The organism is Paenibacillus odorifer (assembly GCF_000758725.1).
GTDB classification, from domain to species: Bacteria; Bacillota; Bacilli; order Paenibacillales; family Paenibacillaceae; genus Paenibacillus_AQ; species Paenibacillus_AQ odorifer.
In genome coordinates, this window is sequence record NZ_CP009428.1 from 4,239,790 (window position 1) to 4,259,536 (window position 19,747).

At 40.3% G+C, this 19,747-nt stretch carries 16 protein-coding genes; 4 read left to right on the forward strand and 12 right to left on the reverse strand.

The window, feature by feature from the left end:
- Positions 1-36 precede the first annotated feature (36 nt).
- Positions 37-582, forward strand: a complete 546-nt coding sequence (locus PODO_RS18450) for a CDP-alcohol phosphatidyltransferase family protein (protein ID WP_038572059.1) — start codon at positions 37-39, stop codon at positions 580-582.
- On the opposite strand, the gene PODO_RS18455 is transcribed toward PODO_RS18450, so the two are convergent.
- Both PODO_RS18455 and PODO_RS18460 read right to left on the reverse strand, forming a co-directional pair.
- Entirely contained in the window at positions 569-3,685 is a 3,117-nt protein-coding gene (locus tag PODO_RS18455; protein WP_038572062.1) for an ATP-binding response regulator, read from the reverse strand. The two genes, PODO_RS18450 and PODO_RS18455, sit on opposite strands and share 14 nt — an antisense overlap.
- Before the next feature lie 197 nt (positions 3,686-3,882).
- On the reverse strand, positions 3,883-4,716 hold the full coding sequence (locus PODO_RS18460) for a sugar phosphate isomerase/epimerase family protein (RefSeq protein WP_038572064.1): 834 nt from the start codon (positions 4,714-4,716) through the stop codon (positions 3,883-3,885).
- Positions 4,717-4,893: 177 nt separating this feature from the next.
- Between PODO_RS18460 and PODO_RS18465 the strand changes: the two genes are divergently transcribed.
- Positions 4,894-5,793, forward strand: coding sequence for a LysR family transcriptional regulator (locus PODO_RS18465; protein WP_038572065.1), 900 nt, complete (start codon positions 4,894-4,896; stop codon positions 5,791-5,793).
- An 8-nt stretch (positions 5,794-5,801) separates the two neighbouring features.
- On the opposite strand, the gene PODO_RS18470 is transcribed toward PODO_RS18465, so the two are convergent.
- The 6 genes from PODO_RS18470 to murQ all read right to left on the reverse strand — a co-directional run bounded on the left by PODO_RS18470 (position 5,802) and on the right by murQ (position 12,823).
- Entirely contained in the window at positions 5,802-6,791 is a 990-nt protein-coding gene (locus PODO_RS18470) for an aldo/keto reductase family protein (protein ID WP_038572067.1), read from the reverse strand.
- Positions 6,792-7,002: 211 nt separating this feature from the next.
- Positions 7,003-8,091, reverse strand: coding sequence for a DUF1648 domain-containing protein (locus PODO_RS18475; protein WP_038572069.1), 1,089 nt, complete (start codon positions 8,089-8,091; stop codon positions 7,003-7,005).
- 406 nt (positions 8,092-8,497) lie between these two features.
- A complete protein-coding gene (locus PODO_RS18480; RefSeq protein WP_038574602.1) occupies positions 8,498-9,334 on the reverse strand; it encodes a MurR/RpiR family transcriptional regulator in 837 nt (278 codons plus the stop codon).
- Between the two features lie 76 nt (positions 9,335-9,410).
- Complete coding sequence (locus PODO_RS18485) at positions 9,411-10,463, reverse strand: DUF871 domain-containing protein (RefSeq protein ID WP_038572071.1); 1,053 nt, start codon at positions 10,461-10,463, stop codon at positions 9,411-9,413.
- A gap of 27 nt (positions 10,464-10,490) precedes the next feature.
- Positions 10,491-11,909 carry a PTS transporter subunit EIIC gene (locus PODO_RS18490; RefSeq protein ID WP_038572072.1) on the reverse strand — a complete coding sequence of 473 codons (1,419 nt, stop codon included), beginning with the start codon at positions 11,907-11,909 and terminating at the stop codon, positions 10,491-10,493.
- Between the two features lie 26 nt (positions 11,910-11,935).
- Positions 11,936-12,823 (reverse strand): N-acetylmuramic acid 6-phosphate etherase, encoded by an 888-nt coding sequence (murQ, locus tag PODO_RS18495; RefSeq protein WP_038574604.1) that lies wholly within the window; start codon positions 12,821-12,823, stop codon positions 11,936-11,938.
- A gap of 257 nt (positions 12,824-13,080) precedes the next feature.
- On the opposite strand from murQ, the gene PODO_RS18500 reads away from it, so the two are divergent.
- Entirely contained in the window at positions 13,081-13,782 is a 702-nt protein-coding gene (locus PODO_RS18500; protein ID WP_036688733.1) for a response regulator transcription factor, read from the forward strand.
- 6 nt (positions 13,783-13,788) lie between these two features.
- Positions 13,789-15,183, forward strand: coding sequence for a sensor histidine kinase (locus PODO_RS18505; protein ID WP_038572074.1), 1,395 nt, complete (start codon positions 13,789-13,791; stop codon positions 15,181-15,183).
- Positions 15,184-15,265: 82 nt separating this feature from the next.
- Here the strand turns inward: PODO_RS18505 and PODO_RS18510 are convergent, their stop codons facing one another.
- The 4 genes from PODO_RS18510 to PODO_RS18525 all read right to left on the reverse strand — a co-directional run bounded on the left by PODO_RS18510 (position 15,266) and on the right by PODO_RS18525 (position 19,601).
- Complete coding sequence (locus tag PODO_RS18510; RefSeq protein WP_038572075.1) at positions 15,266-15,619, reverse strand: YxeA family protein; 354 nt, start codon at positions 15,617-15,619, stop codon at positions 15,266-15,268.
- A gap of 5 nt (positions 15,620-15,624) precedes the next feature.
- Positions 15,625-17,544, reverse strand: a complete 1,920-nt coding sequence (locus tag PODO_RS18515) for an ABC transporter permease (protein ID WP_038572077.1) — start codon at positions 17,542-17,544, stop codon at positions 15,625-15,627.
- Complete coding sequence (locus PODO_RS18520; protein WP_038572078.1) at positions 17,531-18,298, reverse strand: ABC transporter ATP-binding protein; 768 nt, start codon at positions 18,296-18,298, stop codon at positions 17,531-17,533. The genes PODO_RS18515 and PODO_RS18520 overlap by 14 nt, the downstream gene beginning before the upstream one ends.
- Before the next feature lie 154 nt (positions 18,299-18,452).
- Positions 18,453-19,601 (reverse strand): VanZ family protein, encoded by a 1,149-nt coding sequence (locus PODO_RS18525; protein WP_038572080.1) that lies wholly within the window; start codon positions 19,599-19,601, stop codon positions 18,453-18,455.
- Positions 19,602-19,747 lie beyond the last annotated feature (146 nt).

The window sequence follows — 19,747 nt, forward strand, 5'->3', positions numbered from 1 at the left end:
AATTAAATGAGGTCATGAACAAAGGTGGGATTGAAGTTGAAAGTTATACCTAACTGTATTACACTTGGCAGAATTATTTTGGCAATCATGCTGTTATTCTTCGAGCCCCTAAGTTCGCCCTTTCTTGCAATTTATATCCTTTGCGGAGTCACCGATCTGATAGATGGTCCAATTGCCCGAAAATCAGGCACAACAAGTCATCTCGGAGCAAAGCTGGATTCTGCTGCCGACACGATACTAATCGGGATCTGCTTATTTACTTTGTATCCGTTTCTGGGTCTTACACTCGAATTTATCTTATGGATCTTCTTGATCGCGGTCATCCGCATAACATCGATAGGGATCGCCCTCCGCAAATTCAAAACTTACGCAAGCATCCATACCTACGGCAATAAACTCACCGGGCTCCTCTTATTTATAACTCCTTTATGGCTTTCCCATAGTACCCACACCATTTGGACAACCATTGTCTGTATAATTGCAACCTTATCCGCCGTGGAAGAATTGATCATCCAAATCACATCCACTCAATTACAGCTGGACAGAAAAGGATGGTTTTACAACCATCCTAATCAGGAATAATGAAAGACACTGTAGTTCCCACCCCAGGAATACTTTGAATCTTCAAGCCTTGTCCATATAATTGTGTTAATCTCCGATCGGTATTAAGGAGACCAATTCCTTGATCCTTAAGACTTTTTGGCTGTAATAACTTGCTGACTTGAGCTTCATCCATTCCAATCCCCGTATCTGCAATGATAAAATGAATAGCCTCCGCATGTGTCTCAATATGAATACGCAAGATTCCACCTTTTGCCCGACTTAATATCCCATGCCGGACGGCGTTCTCCACCAGTGGCTGAATCGTTAGCGGAGGAATTAGAAGCTGGAGATTCGCGTCTACTTCCCATTCAACTTGCAGCCTCTCCTCAAAACGTTGCTGCTGGATATATACATAATTCTCGACCAGCTCCAGCTCTTGCGACAGCGAAACAAGTTTGCCTGCATTTAAGAAGTCAAAGCTGATCCGCAGATAAGTAGTGAACGCATCTGAAAGATCTTTCATTTTGACAGTGTCAAAATCACTCAAGGACATAATCGAATTTAATGTATTAAAGAGAAAATGTGGATGGATCTGCGCTTGTAAATAAGCAGCCTCCATTCTCAAACGATCATTGACTGCTTGCTTCATAGAAGTGAGCGACGATGCGCGATACTTCAATTCCATTGCATCTACTGGCTTAGTAACATAGTCATTTGCTCCAGCCAAGAAACCTGCGTAGACATCCTCCTGTTCACTGCGAGCGGTCAGTAGAATAATAGGAAGTTCATACATCGTGAACCGCTCGCGTATCAATCTTGTCAATTCATAACCAGACATGCCCGGCATCATCACATCAGCGATAACCAAATCGAACTGCTCATGATGCAACATATCCAGCGCCTCACGGGCTGAAGTCGTTGTATCAATCCGATAAGCTCCATCTGATAAAATATTTTGCAGAACTTTTAAATTGACCGAATCATCATCAACCGCCAGCACATGTATGATGTCAGCGTCTGTATCGAGCTTCGAGAGTGCCTCTACTTCCTTTGTATTATAGGTGGCAGCCACCATAGCTGATTTCTCAGCAGTTATCCACGTGCTGAATGGTGACAATGGATCCAAATCTTTTTCTGTATGAACATCTGGAATAGATGACTGCAGGCCCCCTTTGGCTACAGGTAATTTGAAGCTGAACTTACTTCCCTGACCCGGCTGCGATTGCAGCAATAATTCACTGCCATGCAGTTCGACCAGCTCCTTACAGATGCTAAGTCCCAGCCCAATGCCGCCTTGACCGTAAGCCCCTTGTTCATAGCGCATAAAAACACGCTTTTTCAAAGCTTCATCCATACCTACTCCTGTATCCGTAACATGTATCCATACATCCCCACCCACTTGTTCTGCGGCCAGTTCAACACTTCCCTGTTCGGTGTACTTTAGTGCGTTATGAACTAAATTAATCAGAATCTGCACCAATCGCTCCTCATCCGCATAAACACGAGGCAGTTTCTCATCTATAGACATTCGAAGCTCTACCTTCGTCCCACCGGTTAAGAAGCGTAACATATCCAGTACACCTTCAGCCAATGACCTCACTTGCAAGACCTTTATATTCATCACAATCCGCTTATCCTGCAATCGCACAACATCAAGCAAGTCATTCAGCATAAGCGACATCCGGCGACTGACCATAATTAGCAATTCCATGTCACGCTGGCTCTCTTCATCCAGCACATGTTTTTTTCTTGTTAACACACTTTGGGCAATATTCATAATCCCATGCAGTGGAGTGCGCAGCTCATGTGACGTATTGGCTAGAAAACGGTCCTTTAATTTATTGGATTCCGCCAATTGAGCGTTCAGTAACACATTTTGATGGGATTGATGAAAATATCTCCTAAACCAATAGGCGGAAAATGCGGCAAGGGCAGCAATTAAATCTACAGGATAAAACATAAATTGTGAGCTACTGGCATAGTAGACAGCCCCCCACAACATATTATTTAGTACTGCTAACACTGAAAACAATAAAAATAGAGCACCTTCAGCTCGTAAGGATACCATCTTCCAAAAATAATATACCGTCCAACACACTGGAACGTAATACAGGATCATGTAATACCCTTTTCCGATGATATATAACACTGCCTCTTCAGGACCTACAATAATAAATAAAGTAAAAATGAGAACTGACAGGATGTAACTATAAAACGCCTTGCCTTTCCGTCGATTCCCCAATAGTTCTCTTCCCATCAATAAAAGGAATAGACAAAACCCTATATACGAAAGAACCTTTAACCTCAACATCCAGGCAAAATCAACATGAAGAAACCGGAACAACAGTCCATTATGTTCAACCCCAATGGATACAGCCGCAGCGACCATCATGAGGAAAAAAATAATCAGCTCTGTTTTTCGTACATCCATCAGATAGATAATCAATAAATACAACCCATGTAGAAGAAGCATGACCCCTACGACTAACTGCAAGCCAATGGAATTCCAGTATATAGTGTCTACTTCATGTTGAATACCAAACTCCACGGACCGAATTATGCCCCCTTTTAGTGGAGACTCATAGTTTGACGTCCGAACAAACAGATCCAGATGCTTCTGATCTGTAGGTGTATAACTGATTAAGAATGCTTTCGTCACATAAACATGCTCTTCCTTCTCGTCAGATAACACACCAAACCGTGCGAGCACTGTTCCATTGATCTCCACTTCAGAAGAAGTATAGATGGACTGGAACCAAAAGCTTAGCGGCTCAGACAAGGGTTGATCTAGCAAAATACGCATATGATAAGTTCCGTATCCATATGCCTTTTTTTGCTCTGAAGGATTAAATGCGGTACTCCAGTTACCCGGCACCTGAAGCATTTGGCCTTTTAAAACGCTATCCACATTGGCGGCATTCACCCATTGTTGAGGATAAAACTCCCATTCTCCATCCAATGGAAAAGAGCTTAGTGATTCAAGGTCTACTCCCCGCAAATCGAGCACACCTTGCTCCACTACCGGGGCATTGGATAAAGTAAAATGATTGTACCAGCTCCAGCGTATTGCAATCAGCAGGCAGATGAATACTACTATGTACAACATATGACTTAACTTAATTTTATTCTCCGAAGTTCTCATAGACTCCTCATTCGTCAATAGTATTTAATAGTGCTATATCCCTATCTCCAACTTTGAGCAATACAGTATGATTATACTATATTAAGAGGCCTATAGACGTATGTAATCCTATGTTTAGAGGAAAAAAATCAACTATCCCATAGAGCAGATAGTTGATTCCTTCCTTAACGCTTCTTCTAATGTAGAGTTCGATGTGTTTAGATTTCTAGCAATGAGAATACTTTATCGAAACCTGCTTTGGAACGGGAAAATAATTCAGATGAACTGTGTGCGGAGGCTGGTGCCAGCACTTCTTGGGCGATAACGCCGGTATACCCGATCTTTGTAAGGCTTCCCAGGAAGCCTGTAAGATCAATAGCCCCTTCCCCTGGATACAATCGATCAAAATCAAGCAATTCTTCTATGGGCAGAGGTTTAGCATCATTGATATGGACATACGCGATTTGATGCGGTTGTAATTTCAGCAGATCCTCACTTGTTAATCCATTTGTATGCCAATGATAGGAATCCAGCAACAAGCCGATATTTCTCACTTGAATGGTGTCTATCCAGTTCAACGTATCATGCATCGTCCAGATCAGCGGATTTGCCCATTGTGTACGTAAGTGATGAGGGCCAACGAACTCTAAGGCTAGCGAAATACCATAAGCGCCTAATATTTCTGCACATAGTCTTAAACGTCTAGTGGCTGCAATCATAAACGGTGCGACCGGAAGATCAGTCGAAGGTAAAATATATGTGCAGCATGTGGTGCACTTTAAGTCAGCAGCGGCCTCAGCCATCTGGGTAAGCGATTTCAGACTCTCCCTAAAGCTATCCTCTGTCGTGCGCCAATCTACCTCTAAACCAAAAGATCCTAGCATGACGCCATGACTTTCCAACAATTGAACTGCCCCATCCTTGCCATATTGCTGTACCAACTCTAATGGATTGACGTCTATGGACCGAAACCCGAATTGGCTCGCAAGTCTGATGTATTCTTCATTGGAACTAATCTCACCCAAACCTGCTGTTGTTAATCCTCTTATCATCGTAGATCTCCCCCTTTATGACCAATCAAACAGTACATCATTGTTCTGGGTACCCATTCCAAGTCTAGCGCATTTGGCACTCGAATAAAACACCTCAAAGGACATGTCATTCCTTTCATTTTTCTTCAAAGATCCTTATACTTGCTTGAAGAAGCATTTCAAGGGAGAATGAAAAGTATGGACATAAAAAAATTGCAATACTTTATCGCAGTAGCAGAGGAACTGCATTTTAACCGTGCAGCAGAGAAGCTAAATATGACACAGCCTCCCTTAAGCCAGCAAATTCAAGCTCTGGAGAATGAAATTGGTGTGAAACTATTAGAACGGAACAAAAGACAAGTTCGTCTCACGCCAGCGGGGGCGGTATTTCTAGAAGAGGCTAAATCCATTTTATCTCAACTGGAACGCTCTATTAAAACAACACAATTAGTCGATCAAGGAATTATCGGACATTTGAACATTGGATTTATAGATTCTGCAGCTGGTGGAGTATTGGTTAATATGTTAAAAATGTTTCGGGAACGTTATCCACAAGTACAACTCAGATTACATGAGATGACGTCTGCTCAGCAGTGGCAGGCTTTACATGAAGGAACGATTCACATTGGATTTGTACGTTATACAGAGTCGGGCAAACATATCGACCATCGTCCCTTAGTCAATGAATCGCTTATTGCCGTTTTGCCAGAGCAGCATCACCTATCTCAATTACCGGTGTTATCCATTCGCTCTTTAGCTTTAGAGCCGTTTATATCGTTCCCGCGTCATTTAGGAGCTCCTTTTCATGACCTCATTATGAGCTTCTGCGCCCAACACGACATGTATCCGAATGTTGTACAGGAAGCCATTCAGATGTACACCATTGTAAATTTGGTAGCTGCTAATCTTGGAGTTTCCATTGTGCCCTCTTCAGTTGCTATTTTTCAGCGTGAAGGTGTCGCATTTCGTCCCTTTGAAGAAAGCACACCATCGATTCCCCTTTATGCCGCTTGGAGAACCGATTGCGATCGTGCCTCCTTATCCGCGTTACTAGAGATCATAGGACAAATGAGTTCAGAAGCTATTAATGGTGAATAATATAATATTCAGCCCGTTTTTCTAGGATCACGTTCAACGAGTCCTTCTAGCACCCTATCGATTTCCAACATCACTTCCCTATCCAGACGAACTCCCGCAGCTTTGGCATTTTCTATAACCTGCTCAGGCTTGGATGCCCCAATAATTGCAGAGGAGACTTGTGTATTTTGCAACACCCATGCTATAGCCAACTGCGGAAGCGTCAACCCAACTTCACTGGCGATGGAAGAGAGATTCGAGACCGCCTCAAGCACCTCAGTCCGAAGCCACTGACCCGCCAATTTATTCATAAATGGTGAGCCCGCAGCGGTTGAAGCACGAGAACCCTCTGGCAATGGTTGCCCTGGCATATATTTACCTGAAAGAATCCCTTGAGCAAGCGGTGACCAGACCACCTGTCCAATCCCTTCCCGCTCACAAGCTTGAACTACCTCCGTCTCCATCACGCGCCATAACATCGAATATTGAGGTTGACTAGCCACCAATGGCACCTTCAATTCCCTCGCCAAAATAGCACCTTCTGCTATCTGATCCGCCGTCCACTCACTTATCCCGACATAGAGAACCTTACCTTGACGCACCAGATCCGAAAAAGCCAAAAAGGTCTCTTCAAGGGATACTGTTGCGTCAAAGCGATGCGCATAATAGATATCAATATAATCGGTCTGTAATCTGTTCAGTGAAGCATGGCACGCCTCCATAATATGCTTGCGAGACAGACCTCTTGCGTTACGTCCCGTCCCTGTGGGATGGCACACCTTGGTACACAATTCGATATCAGCTCTGTGCACTCCTTTTAATGCTTGGCCCAGCACCATCTCAGCTTTCGTATCGGAATATACATCTGCAGTATCAAATGTTGTGATCCCTACATCCAATGCAGCGCGAACACAAGCATGGGCAGTATCATTGTCCACTTGAGCACCATGTGTAATCCAATTACCATAAGCAATCTCACTTAGATGTAAGCCACTAGTTCCTAATTTGCGATAGTTCATTTTATACCCTCCTTTAGATAACAATCTGATTGTAACAAAGAGATATTAATACGAGAAATACTCTTTAATATGCAGTTTAATTCAAAATAGATATTACTGAGACACTTAAAGATAATAAAAAAACACCCTTTAGGCGTTTTTTTCGGTAAATATTCTGTTTCGAAACTCTAACTTCGTCTATACTCCGGTGAGTATTAACCTCCAAGCTTTGTTACCGCACCACAACTAACAGTACAATAATTCCGAGCCAAAACAGCCAGCTTACTGGGTGACCGAAATTTAATCCCCAGCCGACTCCGAGCCTTTTCTTGACGATTAGGTTTGGATCTTTGCTATTGAAATAAATCATACCTAATAGCCATTTTTCATCATCATGGACAGGTCTGACATTGGAGCTATCGGCAGATCGCTCCAAGCGGCTTTCACCCTGACCAGCCCAGAACGTTAAGGCCAAGGCGTATAGGATGATAAGGGCTATTATGATTAGGATAATAGGGATAGCGAAATTCATGTTAAGCTGAGATATCATATTTAGTTGCACGACGGAAAACAGGATAACTATTAAGAAGCTTGCTGTAAGCATAAAATATGACCAAGTACGGCGGTAAGTTGCGTCTTGTCTGATGGAACGGTTAGGATCATTGGGTTGAACCTGCTGCTTCACTCTGCGAATACTCCAATTCTCAAATATGAACAAAAGTGTTATGAACACTTGCATGATCGTAGGCATAAACACAGAACTATAAGATTTAGCTGCATAGCCGTCTACGTTCCAACTGCTGTTGTAATGGATCGGAATCTGATCAGGAATCAGATCGTAGTTGCGTAGCACATTTACAATAGTAACAACAATAATTAAAACATGAATGAGGAACCATTTATTAGACAAGCCAATGTTTCTTTTCCGAAATCCAGTGTCCACTGCCATGATCGATGGTTCCAGAGCAATAGGCAGCATAGGTAGTAAACTTTTCATTTTGAAATAATAGCTAATGTTTATGACTAGGGAGATTACGACCATGGCGAGTGAATAAGTGACAATGATCCAACTTGGTTGCTTGGAATGTTCATCACCGTATATTAGACAGAGGATACAAATAATGAATAGGATGGTATGTAAGGTAGCACTAATCCTAGCATATGACTTCCGCATCTGGCGCAGAGGCTCACTATGGAATTGTACAGGGCTGACGGTGACCCCAAAACTAATCGTCTCTCTTGTTAAATAAGGCATGCTTACCATGAGTACAATGGCAGGTACAAATACTAAGATCATTACTATAACAGGCATTATCGTCATATCATTCGCCTCCTCTTATACATAAGTGTGTATTTGAAAACTCTATAACCCTTATAGCATAGGCGATTCATCACTATGCCTTTTTGCGTATGATTATCCTATTAACTTAGGATAGGTAATCGGCTTGAACATAAATTTTATTATAATCGATTTTAGTAACTATAGGGGTGAAATTAACAATTTATCCAGTTTTTTTGCTACGCAGAGCTCCTCATAAAGGACAGGTGTAACCAACAACATGAAAAGAAGGCAATGTTATTACTTTAGCTTCCAGAAAATCTCCTCCATTCAAAATAAGCAATACAATTTGATTATACTATTAAGTGGAAGAATAGTTCGATCTGCTTAAAGCACTTTACAATAAAAAAGCTTCCACCATACTCTGGTAGAAGCTTCTTATCGCAATTTAATCATTCAAAATTTCAATCATTTTTCTTGTCTTCGCTAGCTGCTCCACAGTAAAATCATGCTGAGCAGAAGCATATGCACTAAAGACAATATCGAGCACAAATAATTGCGCAAATCTTGAACTTGTTGCCGCACTGCGAAGCTGCGCTTCCGGCGCACGTGATGTAAATAAAGAAACATCAGCTAGCTGAGAAAGCTTGTTATTTCCAGGACGAGTGAGGCTGATTGTTTTTATCCCCTGTTCCTTAGCTCGTTTTAATAATTGAATAACCTCTCTCGTTTCACCGCTATACGAAATCCCCCAGAAGACAGCATTTTCTGATTTCGTAGCCATGGCTGCCGCCAATAAATGACGATCTGAAATCGCATATACATTTTTGCCTAGCCGAAGCCATTTTTGTGCTGCATCTTCTGCAATAATAAATGAGGCACCTATCCCATAAACATAAATTACTTCTGCCTGTTGTAACAGGTTCACTGCCTGCTCTATAGATTGCGCGTCCAGTTGACTGGCCGTATTCTGAAAGGTCAATATGGTGTTCGACAACATTTTATCAATGATAGAATGCACCGATTCATTCGATTCAACATCAAAGTAGCCAACATGCGGCGTGTTTTCTGCTTCCGCAGATAAACGGATTTTCAACGCGGGGAAACCGTCTATTCCTAGTGACCTGCAAAAACGAACAACCGCCGCACTGCTTGCATCCGCTTTCGTCGCTAATTCATGTATAGTCATATGCATCACTTCTTTAGCATTTGCAAGAATGTACTCAGCAACTTTTTTTTCGGATTCTGGCAGTTCATTTAATAATAGTTCAATTTGCGAAATCATACTCCCTACTACCAAGTCCTTATCTCCTCTGCTTAATCTATTTTCTTTATTGTAACAAAATAGAGGGGAGTAATCATTAAGTAGCAGATGTAAAGGAAAAACGGCTGCCTCCTTTTCTAACGTAGTCCAATAGAGGAATGTCTTCTTCTAAAACATGACCAACCACATTAACACCTTCATGTGCTGGCAGATCCGTTAATGTGATCTGTAACTCATGTTCATAGCGGCCATACAAATAATTATCAACCGTAATCGATCCTTTGAGTCGCTTGTTCGTATGCATAGGCGTAATATTTTTCGTCATTACAAATCGCGCTTCATCTGTTCGTGCAGTTTCAGAGCGAACCACATCACGAGCAGCGTCAAGGCGGTTTCGATGAACAATATCCCATAAGGCATAAGGCAGTTCCTTGGTTACTCGCAAAGGAATAATTCCTTCTTCATAGCTTTGAAATTGAAGCTGAGACCATTCTGAAAGTGTTAAGTCTCCCACAAAAATTTTGTCCACTGCACAATCCTTCTCTAATTCCAAGTAAGCTAGAAAAGAAGATTGATTCCGATGCTTCTCTAATGTGGGCAAACTTCCAAATAATGGTTTTCTCTTCAGCCCGTCTCCAGGAATAAAAGCCATGGTCGTAATACCTTCCGCTTGCAACCATCTGTTCTTCTCAATAAATGTTTCTTTATCAAGCCCGGTTTCCGGGCGGGGATAATAATTATGCCAAGCCTCAATGTTCCCAAGACAGATATGATGATCTTTTAATGTAGCTAAGAACTCTGGTGTTAATGTGCTCGCGTTTAAGGCAATTTTCATTTTTTGCGAGTAGGCAGCAATATCATGGGCGCTAAATCCAAAATCCAACCGCAAACCTGTAACACCAGATTCCAATAAAAAGGGAAAAGGAAATTTCTCCAATGCTTTCCCGGAAATATCTGCCATCAAGTCCATTTCTAATTGTTTGGCCGCGTTTGCGATTTCCAGCAATTTCTCCTTCAATAGTTCTATATCATCTTCTGGCATATGAAGGGAGGTGAATATTTCTGTACAACCAGCTTCCTTCATTTTTTTCATATAGTTCACGTTTTCTTCTAACGTCCGGTCCGCTACATAAATTGAAATCCCCAGCATTGAAATCACCTCAGTATTTCTGATCAGTTATTCCTGTTCTGCCATAGCCTCTTTTGGAGTACCGAATAAATAAGTAGCGATAAATCCACCAGCGTAAGCTGCAATTAACCCTAATACATATTTCAACCATAATCCATTAGCAATCAATGGAATCAATGCAACTCCAGATGGCCCAATAGCAATCGCTCCAACATTACCGAATAAACCAATGACCGCGCCCCCAATACCTCCGCCAATACAAGCTGTAATGAAAGGACGTCCTAACGGTAAAGTTACCCCATAAATCAATGGCTCACCGATTCCCAGAATACCAACTGGAAGCGCACCTTTAATCATGTTTGTTAATGATTTATTCTTTTTGCAACGAATCCATAAGGCAATGGATGCCCCTACTTGACCCGCACCAGCCATAGCAAGCATCGGAAGTAATAACGTCATCCCTGAACTATTGATCATCTCAATATGAATCGGCGTCAATACCTGATGCAGCCCTAACATAACAAGTGGTAAAAACGCTGTCCCTAATACAAAACCTGAGAATGCACCACCAACTTCTATCGTCCAGTTAATCGCTCCGATTAAGTTATTAGAAATAAATCCAGCGAATGGCATGATGAAAAATATAGTTATCAGGCCCACAACTAGCAAGGCTATTGTAGGTGTAACGATAATATCAATCGCATCCGGAATCACTTTACGCAAATATTTTTCAACGATTGATAAAATCCATACTGCGATTAGGACACCAATGACCCCGCCTTGCCCTGGTGTTAAAGGTGCGCCCGTAAATATATTATGAATGGGCAGTTCAGCTGTAACCCCTGTTAAAAGCGTTATCCCACCGATCACTCCGCCAAGAGCAGGAGTAGCTCCAAATTCTTTAGCTGCATTGATGCCGACATAAATCACTAAGTAACTAAAAATCGCATTTTTAATTACATTTAATATCGTCACATATTGCTGCCAAGTTGTGGCATCTAAGTTGCCTGCTGTAATATTGTTGGCTAGAATCGAGCCGATACCTGCAATTAAACCAGCTCCAACGAATGCAGGAATCAGGGGGATGAAAATATTACCTATTTTCCGCAAAAAGTTTTTGAAGGGTGTATCATTCTTCTTTTTAAGTTGTGCTTTCATTTCTGCGCCTTTAGCTTGTAATTGTTCAGCCGAAGCTGAACTTTTACCCTCTAAGACACTTTCTTCTAACACTTTACCAAATTCTTCGGCTACTTTGGTCACGACCCCTGGTCCGAGAATGATTTGATAGGTTTCGTCATCTACTACCCCTAGAACCCCATCCATTTTTTTCAATTCCGCTTCAGCGATTTGACTGCGATCAACCACAGTTACACGAAGACGAGTCATGCAATGGGTATATTCGGATACATTTGAACTGCCACCAATAGCCCCTAATATTTTGACCGCTAAATCATGATATTTACTCATGTTTATACCCCCTTCTTACTTTCGTATTATTTTATTGCCTGACGGACAAACCCTTGTGATTCCTCCAAACGTTGTATAGCTTCTTCTTTAGAAAGCCCGGCAAGAATCATCACAATGGCAATTTTTGGTTTATGATCTGCTTTCTTCAGATAATCTTCTGCTGTTACAGCATCACAATCTGTCGCATCCATAACAATACGTTTAGCACGTTCTACAAGCTTTTCATTGGTTAACTGTACATCGACCATTAAATTTCCATATACTTTTCCCGTTCCAATCATCGAAGCTGTTGAAAGCATATTGCAAATTAATTTTTGAGAGCTTCCAGCTTTTAAACGTGTTGATCCTGTTAACACTTCCGGTCCGTTTACAACTTCAATCGCAATCTTGGCAACTTTACCAATCGCTGAATCTTTGTTGCAACTCACGGCTACAGTAGGTGTTCCAATAGAATTGGCATATTCTAATCCGCCTATAACATAAGGCGTGCGTCCGCTAGCGGCAATTCCTACGACAACATCTTTGGCGGTCAGCTTAATATCTTGTAAATCTTGCACTCCTAATTGTTCATTGTCCTCCGCACCTTCAACCGCTTTAATAAACGCTCTTTCTCCACCAGCAATTAGCCCAACGACCTCTTCAGGTGCTGTTCCAAATGTAGGTGGACATTCAACAGCATCTAGCAAGCCGATACGTCCACTCGTTCCAGCTCCCATGTAAATTAAGCGCCCACCCTCTTTAATCGCCATTGTAATTACTTCTACTGCTTTGGCAATTTGCGGAATCTCTTGTTTAACAGCTTGTGCAACCTTCTGATCTTCTTCATTCATCACTTCCAGAAGCTCAAGTGGTGTTAATTCATCCAAGTTCATTGTCTTCTTATTGCGAGTCTCTGTTGTCAAATGTTCTAACATGATTTTCATCATCATCCTTTTCCGTATATGAAATCGCTTTCTAATTGAAGGATAACATTTCTGAAATATTATTTCAACATTATTTTATTTCTATTAAAACAAAGTGTCAAAACTCTGAAACTATCTCTACTCAAAACAAACGTCTTCAATGCCTGAAAAATATTAAGCGGTATCATAAGTATGAAGCGTGGTTTTTTTGCGAAAAATTTCAAAAGTACTTTATAATGTAGATACTGTTATGTTATGGAGGGAAATAAATGGCAAGTCGTAAATGGGTATTAATCATAGACGATGAAGATGATTTAGCGCGTCTAATGAAGGCTGTTTTACATAAAGAAGGTGTTCCAGACGTTGTAACTGCCGGGACCGTTGCAGAGGGTTGGGACAAGTTCCAGGAGTATAATCCTGAGCTTATATTGCTAGATATTATGCTCCCAGATGGAGAAGGATATGACTTATGCAGAAAAATTCGGGAAACATCAAATGCACCCATCTTATTTATGTCTGCAAAAGACGAGGAAATTAATAAGCTGTTAGGACTGGCGATAGGTGGCGATGATTATATTACTAAACCGTTCAGTCCGAAAGAAGTCGCTTATCGGGTAAAGGCACAACTGAGAAGAGCTGGCTTTACAGAAGAAAAAAAGGCTCCGAAAAGCTTACAAGCTGGCCCCTTTGAGCTTAGTGCCAATGAGACAGAATTAAAAAAGAATGGCGAGGTCCTCGTGCTAACCGCCAAAGAAGTCGGTTTAATGAGCTGTTTTATGCATCATCCCAATCAGATTCTAAGCAAAGAAACCTTGTTTGGACAGGTATGGGGTGAAGATTTTTTTGGTTCCGATAATACAGTGATGGTACATATTCGGCGATTACGTGAAAAAATTGAGGCCGACCCTTCAAATCCTTCCTTTATTTTGACGGTTAAAGGGTTAGGTTATAAATTACATACCAAGGAGTGAGACTAGTTGAAATGGAAATTGACACTCCGCTTTTTAAGATCGGTTATGACTATTGTTGTGATCGTTGGTATTGTAAACGCGATTTTGTTCCTTTCCCTATTCTTTATAAAGGTAAATAATAATAACTTTGGCACTGAAGAAGCATCTGCAGAAACCTTTAGCCGAACCTTTTCACAATACGTAGAACTACAGGCTGGCAAACCTGTTGTGAACGAAGAAGGTCTCAAAAAACTACAAGAAATGAGCGCCTGGGTACAATTCTTGAATGACCAAGGGGAGCAAGCAGCAGCCTTTTATACCCCTGAAGAATTGAAAACAGAGTATTCTCCTATTGAAATTGTCCAAATGTATAAATATAAAGAATTAGATGCACGCACGACGGTTTTTGTCAGCGAAGCCCAAAATTTCAGTTACTTTTTAGGGATTAATAATCCTAAAATAGGCCGCTACGTAATGACCTATGACTACGCTAAAATTTTCAAAGATGTTAATGTTTTTCTTTCCATTTTTTTAATCGTTGATGTGCTTATTGTAATCATCATTGGATTTCTATTTGGGAAAAAGTTAACTGCACCCCTTCATACATTAATAGAGGGTATTCAACAGCTCAGGGAACGACGTTTTAAGAAAATGCCTACTCCCAAAGGTGTTTATGAAGATGTTTTTCGTAATATGAATGAACTATCTGAAAAGCTCGATCGGCATGAAGAGGAGCGTAAACGTCTCGATCAAATGCGTGAGGAATGGATTAGCAATGTTTCACATGACATGAAAACACCACTTGCTTCTATTCAAGGTTATGCAGAATTTATTAACGACAGTGCCACAGATTTAACAGCCCAAGAATTACAGGAATACACGTCAATTATCAAAAGTAAATCGATGTATATGAAAGATCTGTTAGATGACCTCAATTTAACAACACGTTTACGTAATCACCAGCTATCCCTGCAATTTGAAGAGGTGAATCTCGTTCAGTTTCTACGAGAAATGACGATTGAACTTTTAAATGACCCGACCTTTGGTGAACGGCAGATAGAGTTTGAGGCGAATGTGGCTAAAGCAATGCATAAAGTAGATAAAAAGTTACTAAAACGAGCGATCCTTAACTTGATCTACAACGCGCTGGTGCATAACGATGAAAATGTCGTGGTGAAGATTCGAGTGGATACAGGTCCCGAATGTCATACCCAAATTTCGATTTCTGATAATGGCCAGGGTATTCCGGCTAAAGATCTGGAACAGGTTTTCGAACGCTACTATCGGGGTACAAACACAACGAGCAAGCATGGAACTGGGTTAGGAATGGCCATCGCCAGAGATATTATTTGGGCTCATGAGGGGAAACTCGATTTGACGAGCGATGAAAATACCGGTACCACCATTACTATACTTTTATAATACAGATGACTTACTTACTCATTAGGCAGAGAAAAGGGCTGTTCTCCACTTACTTTATTGGAGACAGCCCTTCTTCAATTTATTAGTTTTTTAGTGCCTTTAGCGGAATATCCTCTAATTTCACTTCATCGTATGAGGAGACTTGATCACCTTTTTTTACATACATTTTCAAGTAGGCGCCTTTACGAAGATTTTTTTGTGCATTAAATTCCAGTGGAATTGTAGTACCTTTGGCATTTGTAGCCTCTAGTGTATAAGAATAAGAGGTCATGACCGAACCATCGCTCAGTTTATATTCATGGGGTTCCCCATCCTCAGTGATTTGTAAGTAGTAATTTTCGGCATTGAAGCGATTGAAATCAATCTTGGCTATAGCAAAGCCCCCTACAACTCCAATAACAAACAAAATACTCATAGTAATTAGAAATTTTTTCATCTCAATCATCCTTCTGTTCTATTATTTAGTGTGATAATACGATTGTAAGAAGCTACGGTTAAGAAATAATACAACCCGTAAATTACGGTATAAGCAATCATCCAGAGCAACACAGGTTTTGCTAAATCTATCATCAGTAGACTAGAGAATGCTTTTAAAGCCACTACACTATGCAATAACCCTACTACAAGCGGTACAACAAAGATAACGAATACCTGTGACGCAATTGATTTTCGCATTTCTTTTGCACTGACACCCATTTTATGCAGCATATTGTACTGTGATTTATCCTCTTCTGCCTCTGTTAAAACCTTAAAATAAATGATACTGCCTGTAGCAGCCAGAAATACTAGACCAAGGAAACTTCCGATAAACAGTAGAGACCCCACACCTTCCAAACTTGTTTGGTAATCTTGTGGACCACTTGAAAATAACGCTTCTTCAGGTAATTGGTTTGCAATTTTTTTAGATAAATCCACAGAAGCATCGTCTACCCCAAGAACACGATAGTGCAGCACTTCCCCATCATTTTGCAACACTTTATACTGATCCTCCGAGACTACCACGGTTATACCTGCTGTACCTACATTCAATACGCTTTGCGTTTTAAAGCTTTGGAATGTGAGAGGATGGCCGTTGCCTGTTGTTATAGTTTTCCCTGTATATATTGGTGAGAACCTTTTGTCATATCCGATATCTAAAATAACCGCGTAGCTGTCCTTTACATCTAATTTTTCTTTATGTTGTACATTTGCTAAGTTGTTGTATGTTTTTTCATCGATAACTGTATACCCTCTTTTATCAGAGCTATCGAACGAGGATGGCGCGTTTAATTCTTTCGTATGAAACGTAATGGATAGCGCTTCGATATTTTCATCGTATTTTGTAGCTGGCAGTACAGCACTTACTTGTTTATCCATTTCTGCATCTGTTGATTGATACATAAAGGTATTCGGATTAATCGTTTTTGCCGAGTCATTCGTATTGTAATACAGGCTATAGACCGCTCCACCGGCAGTTACTGTTGTAGCACTCAACACAGCAATCACAGTTAATGTACGTGCATTCCCACGGATACGATAGAGCAGTTTCGATATGGTTATTACATGAAGTCCTTTCCACAGCCACTTTTCATTTTTCTTAATCATTGCTAACACAAAGCCAGTCACACTGTGGAACAATAAAAATGTACCCACAATTACCGTTGTTAAAATAATTAATACGGTCATGAGAAATCCGATTTTTGCCCATACCTTAGAAGTGAACAGGTCCTGCATTGCAAGCCAATAGCCCAAGACAATAAGTAACACTCCAAGAACAGCTACTATCATAGATGGTTTAGGCGCCACTTCTCCCTTTTTGGAAGCATGAAATAAATCAATCAGCTTAAATTGATAGATCAAGCGGTAGCCTTGAAATGATGTCACTAAGAATATAACTAGAAATACGATAGCCGTGTTCATCGCTGCCGCCATTGAAAATGTAAAGGGTGCTACAACGTCATAACCCATTAAATGAATCAAAATCGTCATAAATCCTTTTGAACAAAGGAAGCCAAATACAATCCCTACTATTAAAGAGAATAATCCTAATAATAAATTTTCAAAAAAGAGCATAAAACCGATTTGACGATTACGTACCCTCAGCAACGCATACAGTGCGACTTCTTTTTTACGTTTTTTCATAAAAAATGAATTGGAATAAGCTATAAATATGAACACGAAAAAGATAAGAATGACTGCCGCGCCACTCATTAGGGAACCCAGTTTTTGGGATGAAGCCGTCTGTTCTGCTATCGTATCACTATATTTTAAGGTCACAAATGTAAAGTAAATGATGATACTAAACACCATCGATGCAATGTATAAAAAATATTGCGAGAAATTTCTGGCTATATTTTTTCTTGCTAGACTAAATAACGTCATCTACCTCACCCCCAATGGCCGCATGAACATCTAAGATCTCTTGGAAGAAGGCTTTGCGTGTCTGATCACGACGATAGATTTCTGTTGAAAACGAACCATCTTTGATGAAAATAATCCGGCGGCAGAAGCTTGCGGCAAAGGCATCATGGGTCACCATCATAATGGTCGAATTGTTATTTTCATTTAAAGTACTTAAGCTTTCCAATAAATCTGTTGCTGATTTGGAGTCAAGTGCACCTGTTGGTTCATCAGCCAAAATCAGTGCTGGCTCTGTCACGAGCGCTCTAGCCGCAGCGGTTCTTTGCTTTTGACCCCCAGAGATTTGGTAAGGATATTTCCCCAGTAAATCTTCAATCCCAAATACTTTAGAGATCTGAGTCACGAGGTGATTAATTTTCTTCGCTGGAATTTTAGCAATCGCCAGGGGAAGCAATATGTTCTCCTTTACCGTCAAGGAATCGAGTAAATTGTAATCTTGAAAGATGAACCCGAGATGTTCACGCCGGAAGTCTGACAAAGCTGCTTCCTTCAGATCATGAATACTCTTGTTCTTCATATATATCTTTCCTTCTGTTGGAGAATCTATGGTTGCTAACAAATTTAGCAAGGTTGATTTCCCCGCTCCGGAAGGTCCCATAATCCCTACAAACTCACCTTCATGAATGTCAAAAGACACGTTTTCCAACGCTGTGTAAGCAGCACTTAACTTCCCGTACACTTTTTTTACGTTTTCTACTTTTAATAATGGTTCCATTCATTTCACCTCATAATTTGCTGATACTTATACTATAGGCACCGAACCTTACAGCAAATTCATGCCAACCTTACAACAAGCTTAAATCTACAAAAAAAGGGATACCCTGTAGCCATTTAAGACTACGGAGTATCCCTTTGCTATTGAATAGCATTCATTTTTTTCTGGTTGTATATAATTCAGAAGCTTCATCAAAGTAAAAGCGGCGTTTTTGTTTGCCAAACACGACTAAGACAATATGGATGAACAACACGATCGTTAAAATAATGGAGGTCAATCCAGCACCTAGGGTTAAGAATATAGATGCCTTATAAAATGGAGAATCCATTGATATTTCCACATTATTCAAAATATTCGCAATGACTGTTATGAAGTACATTGCGTAAATGGCACCAAAGCGTTTAAATAATCGCTTGTTAGTTTCCACTCGACTTATTTTACTGTCATAGTGATAACGCATTATTTTCGTACCGATTGTCGATCCATTCCAAATCATCGGAATAATAAAAAAGGTTACAGAAAGTGTAATTGTGCTCGCAATAAATTCACTAACCATATTAACGTTGGTCATACTCAACACAACTTTAACTACTACGTTGCTGATAAATAGATCAATAATAACAGCCAGTAACACAGACATCCCTCTTACTTCATCAAGAGCTAATAATCTTTCTGCTTTCTCCTTAATTTTCTTTTTTGATGGGAATAACGCCAACACGGCTGGAGCAATAAAGAACCCCAGTACTCCGCCAGAAGTATTTAACAATAAATCATCCACATCAAAAATACGATAAGGGCAATTATAAATCCCGTAAATACCGGTTACCTGTGTTATCTCATAAAATAAAGTTAATAGGAACGTGAAGCCTGGAGCTTTCTTCCAATATTTTTTATCATGAAAAAAGTATCGCAGATAAACACCAAAAGGTAATAATAGCAAGAAATTAAAAAAAGCTTGATAGAATGAGGGTTGGCTAAATAACAGTCTATAAGTAGCTGGCTGTGATAACACGATGCCACTATTGCCAAAGGTGCCCACTATAAATTGAAATGGCATAAGTGAATAATGTTGTGTGCCCGGTTTTTGAAGAGAACAAGTATTACGTATTTCCGGCAACGGCAACAATACTAAAAATAACGCTGCTAGAAAGTAAAAGATAAACGAAAACGAAATTAACGTGGTAGAAAAGGGAAGGTAATTATATTTTCTATAGGTATAAATGAGCCATGGGATAAATAAGGCAAATGCTAAAACCACAAAAAAGATCGCTGCCACAAAGATCGGTTGAGTATATGCTGACATTTCTAGTTCACACCCCAAAATGATTTAGTATTCATATTAACCATAAAACTGATTCTAATTCAACTGGAGTTGGAACATTTTATCAAATTTAAGGATCCTGTAATGTTGGCATCAATTTAATGTAAGGTTCGCAACTTATACTAACT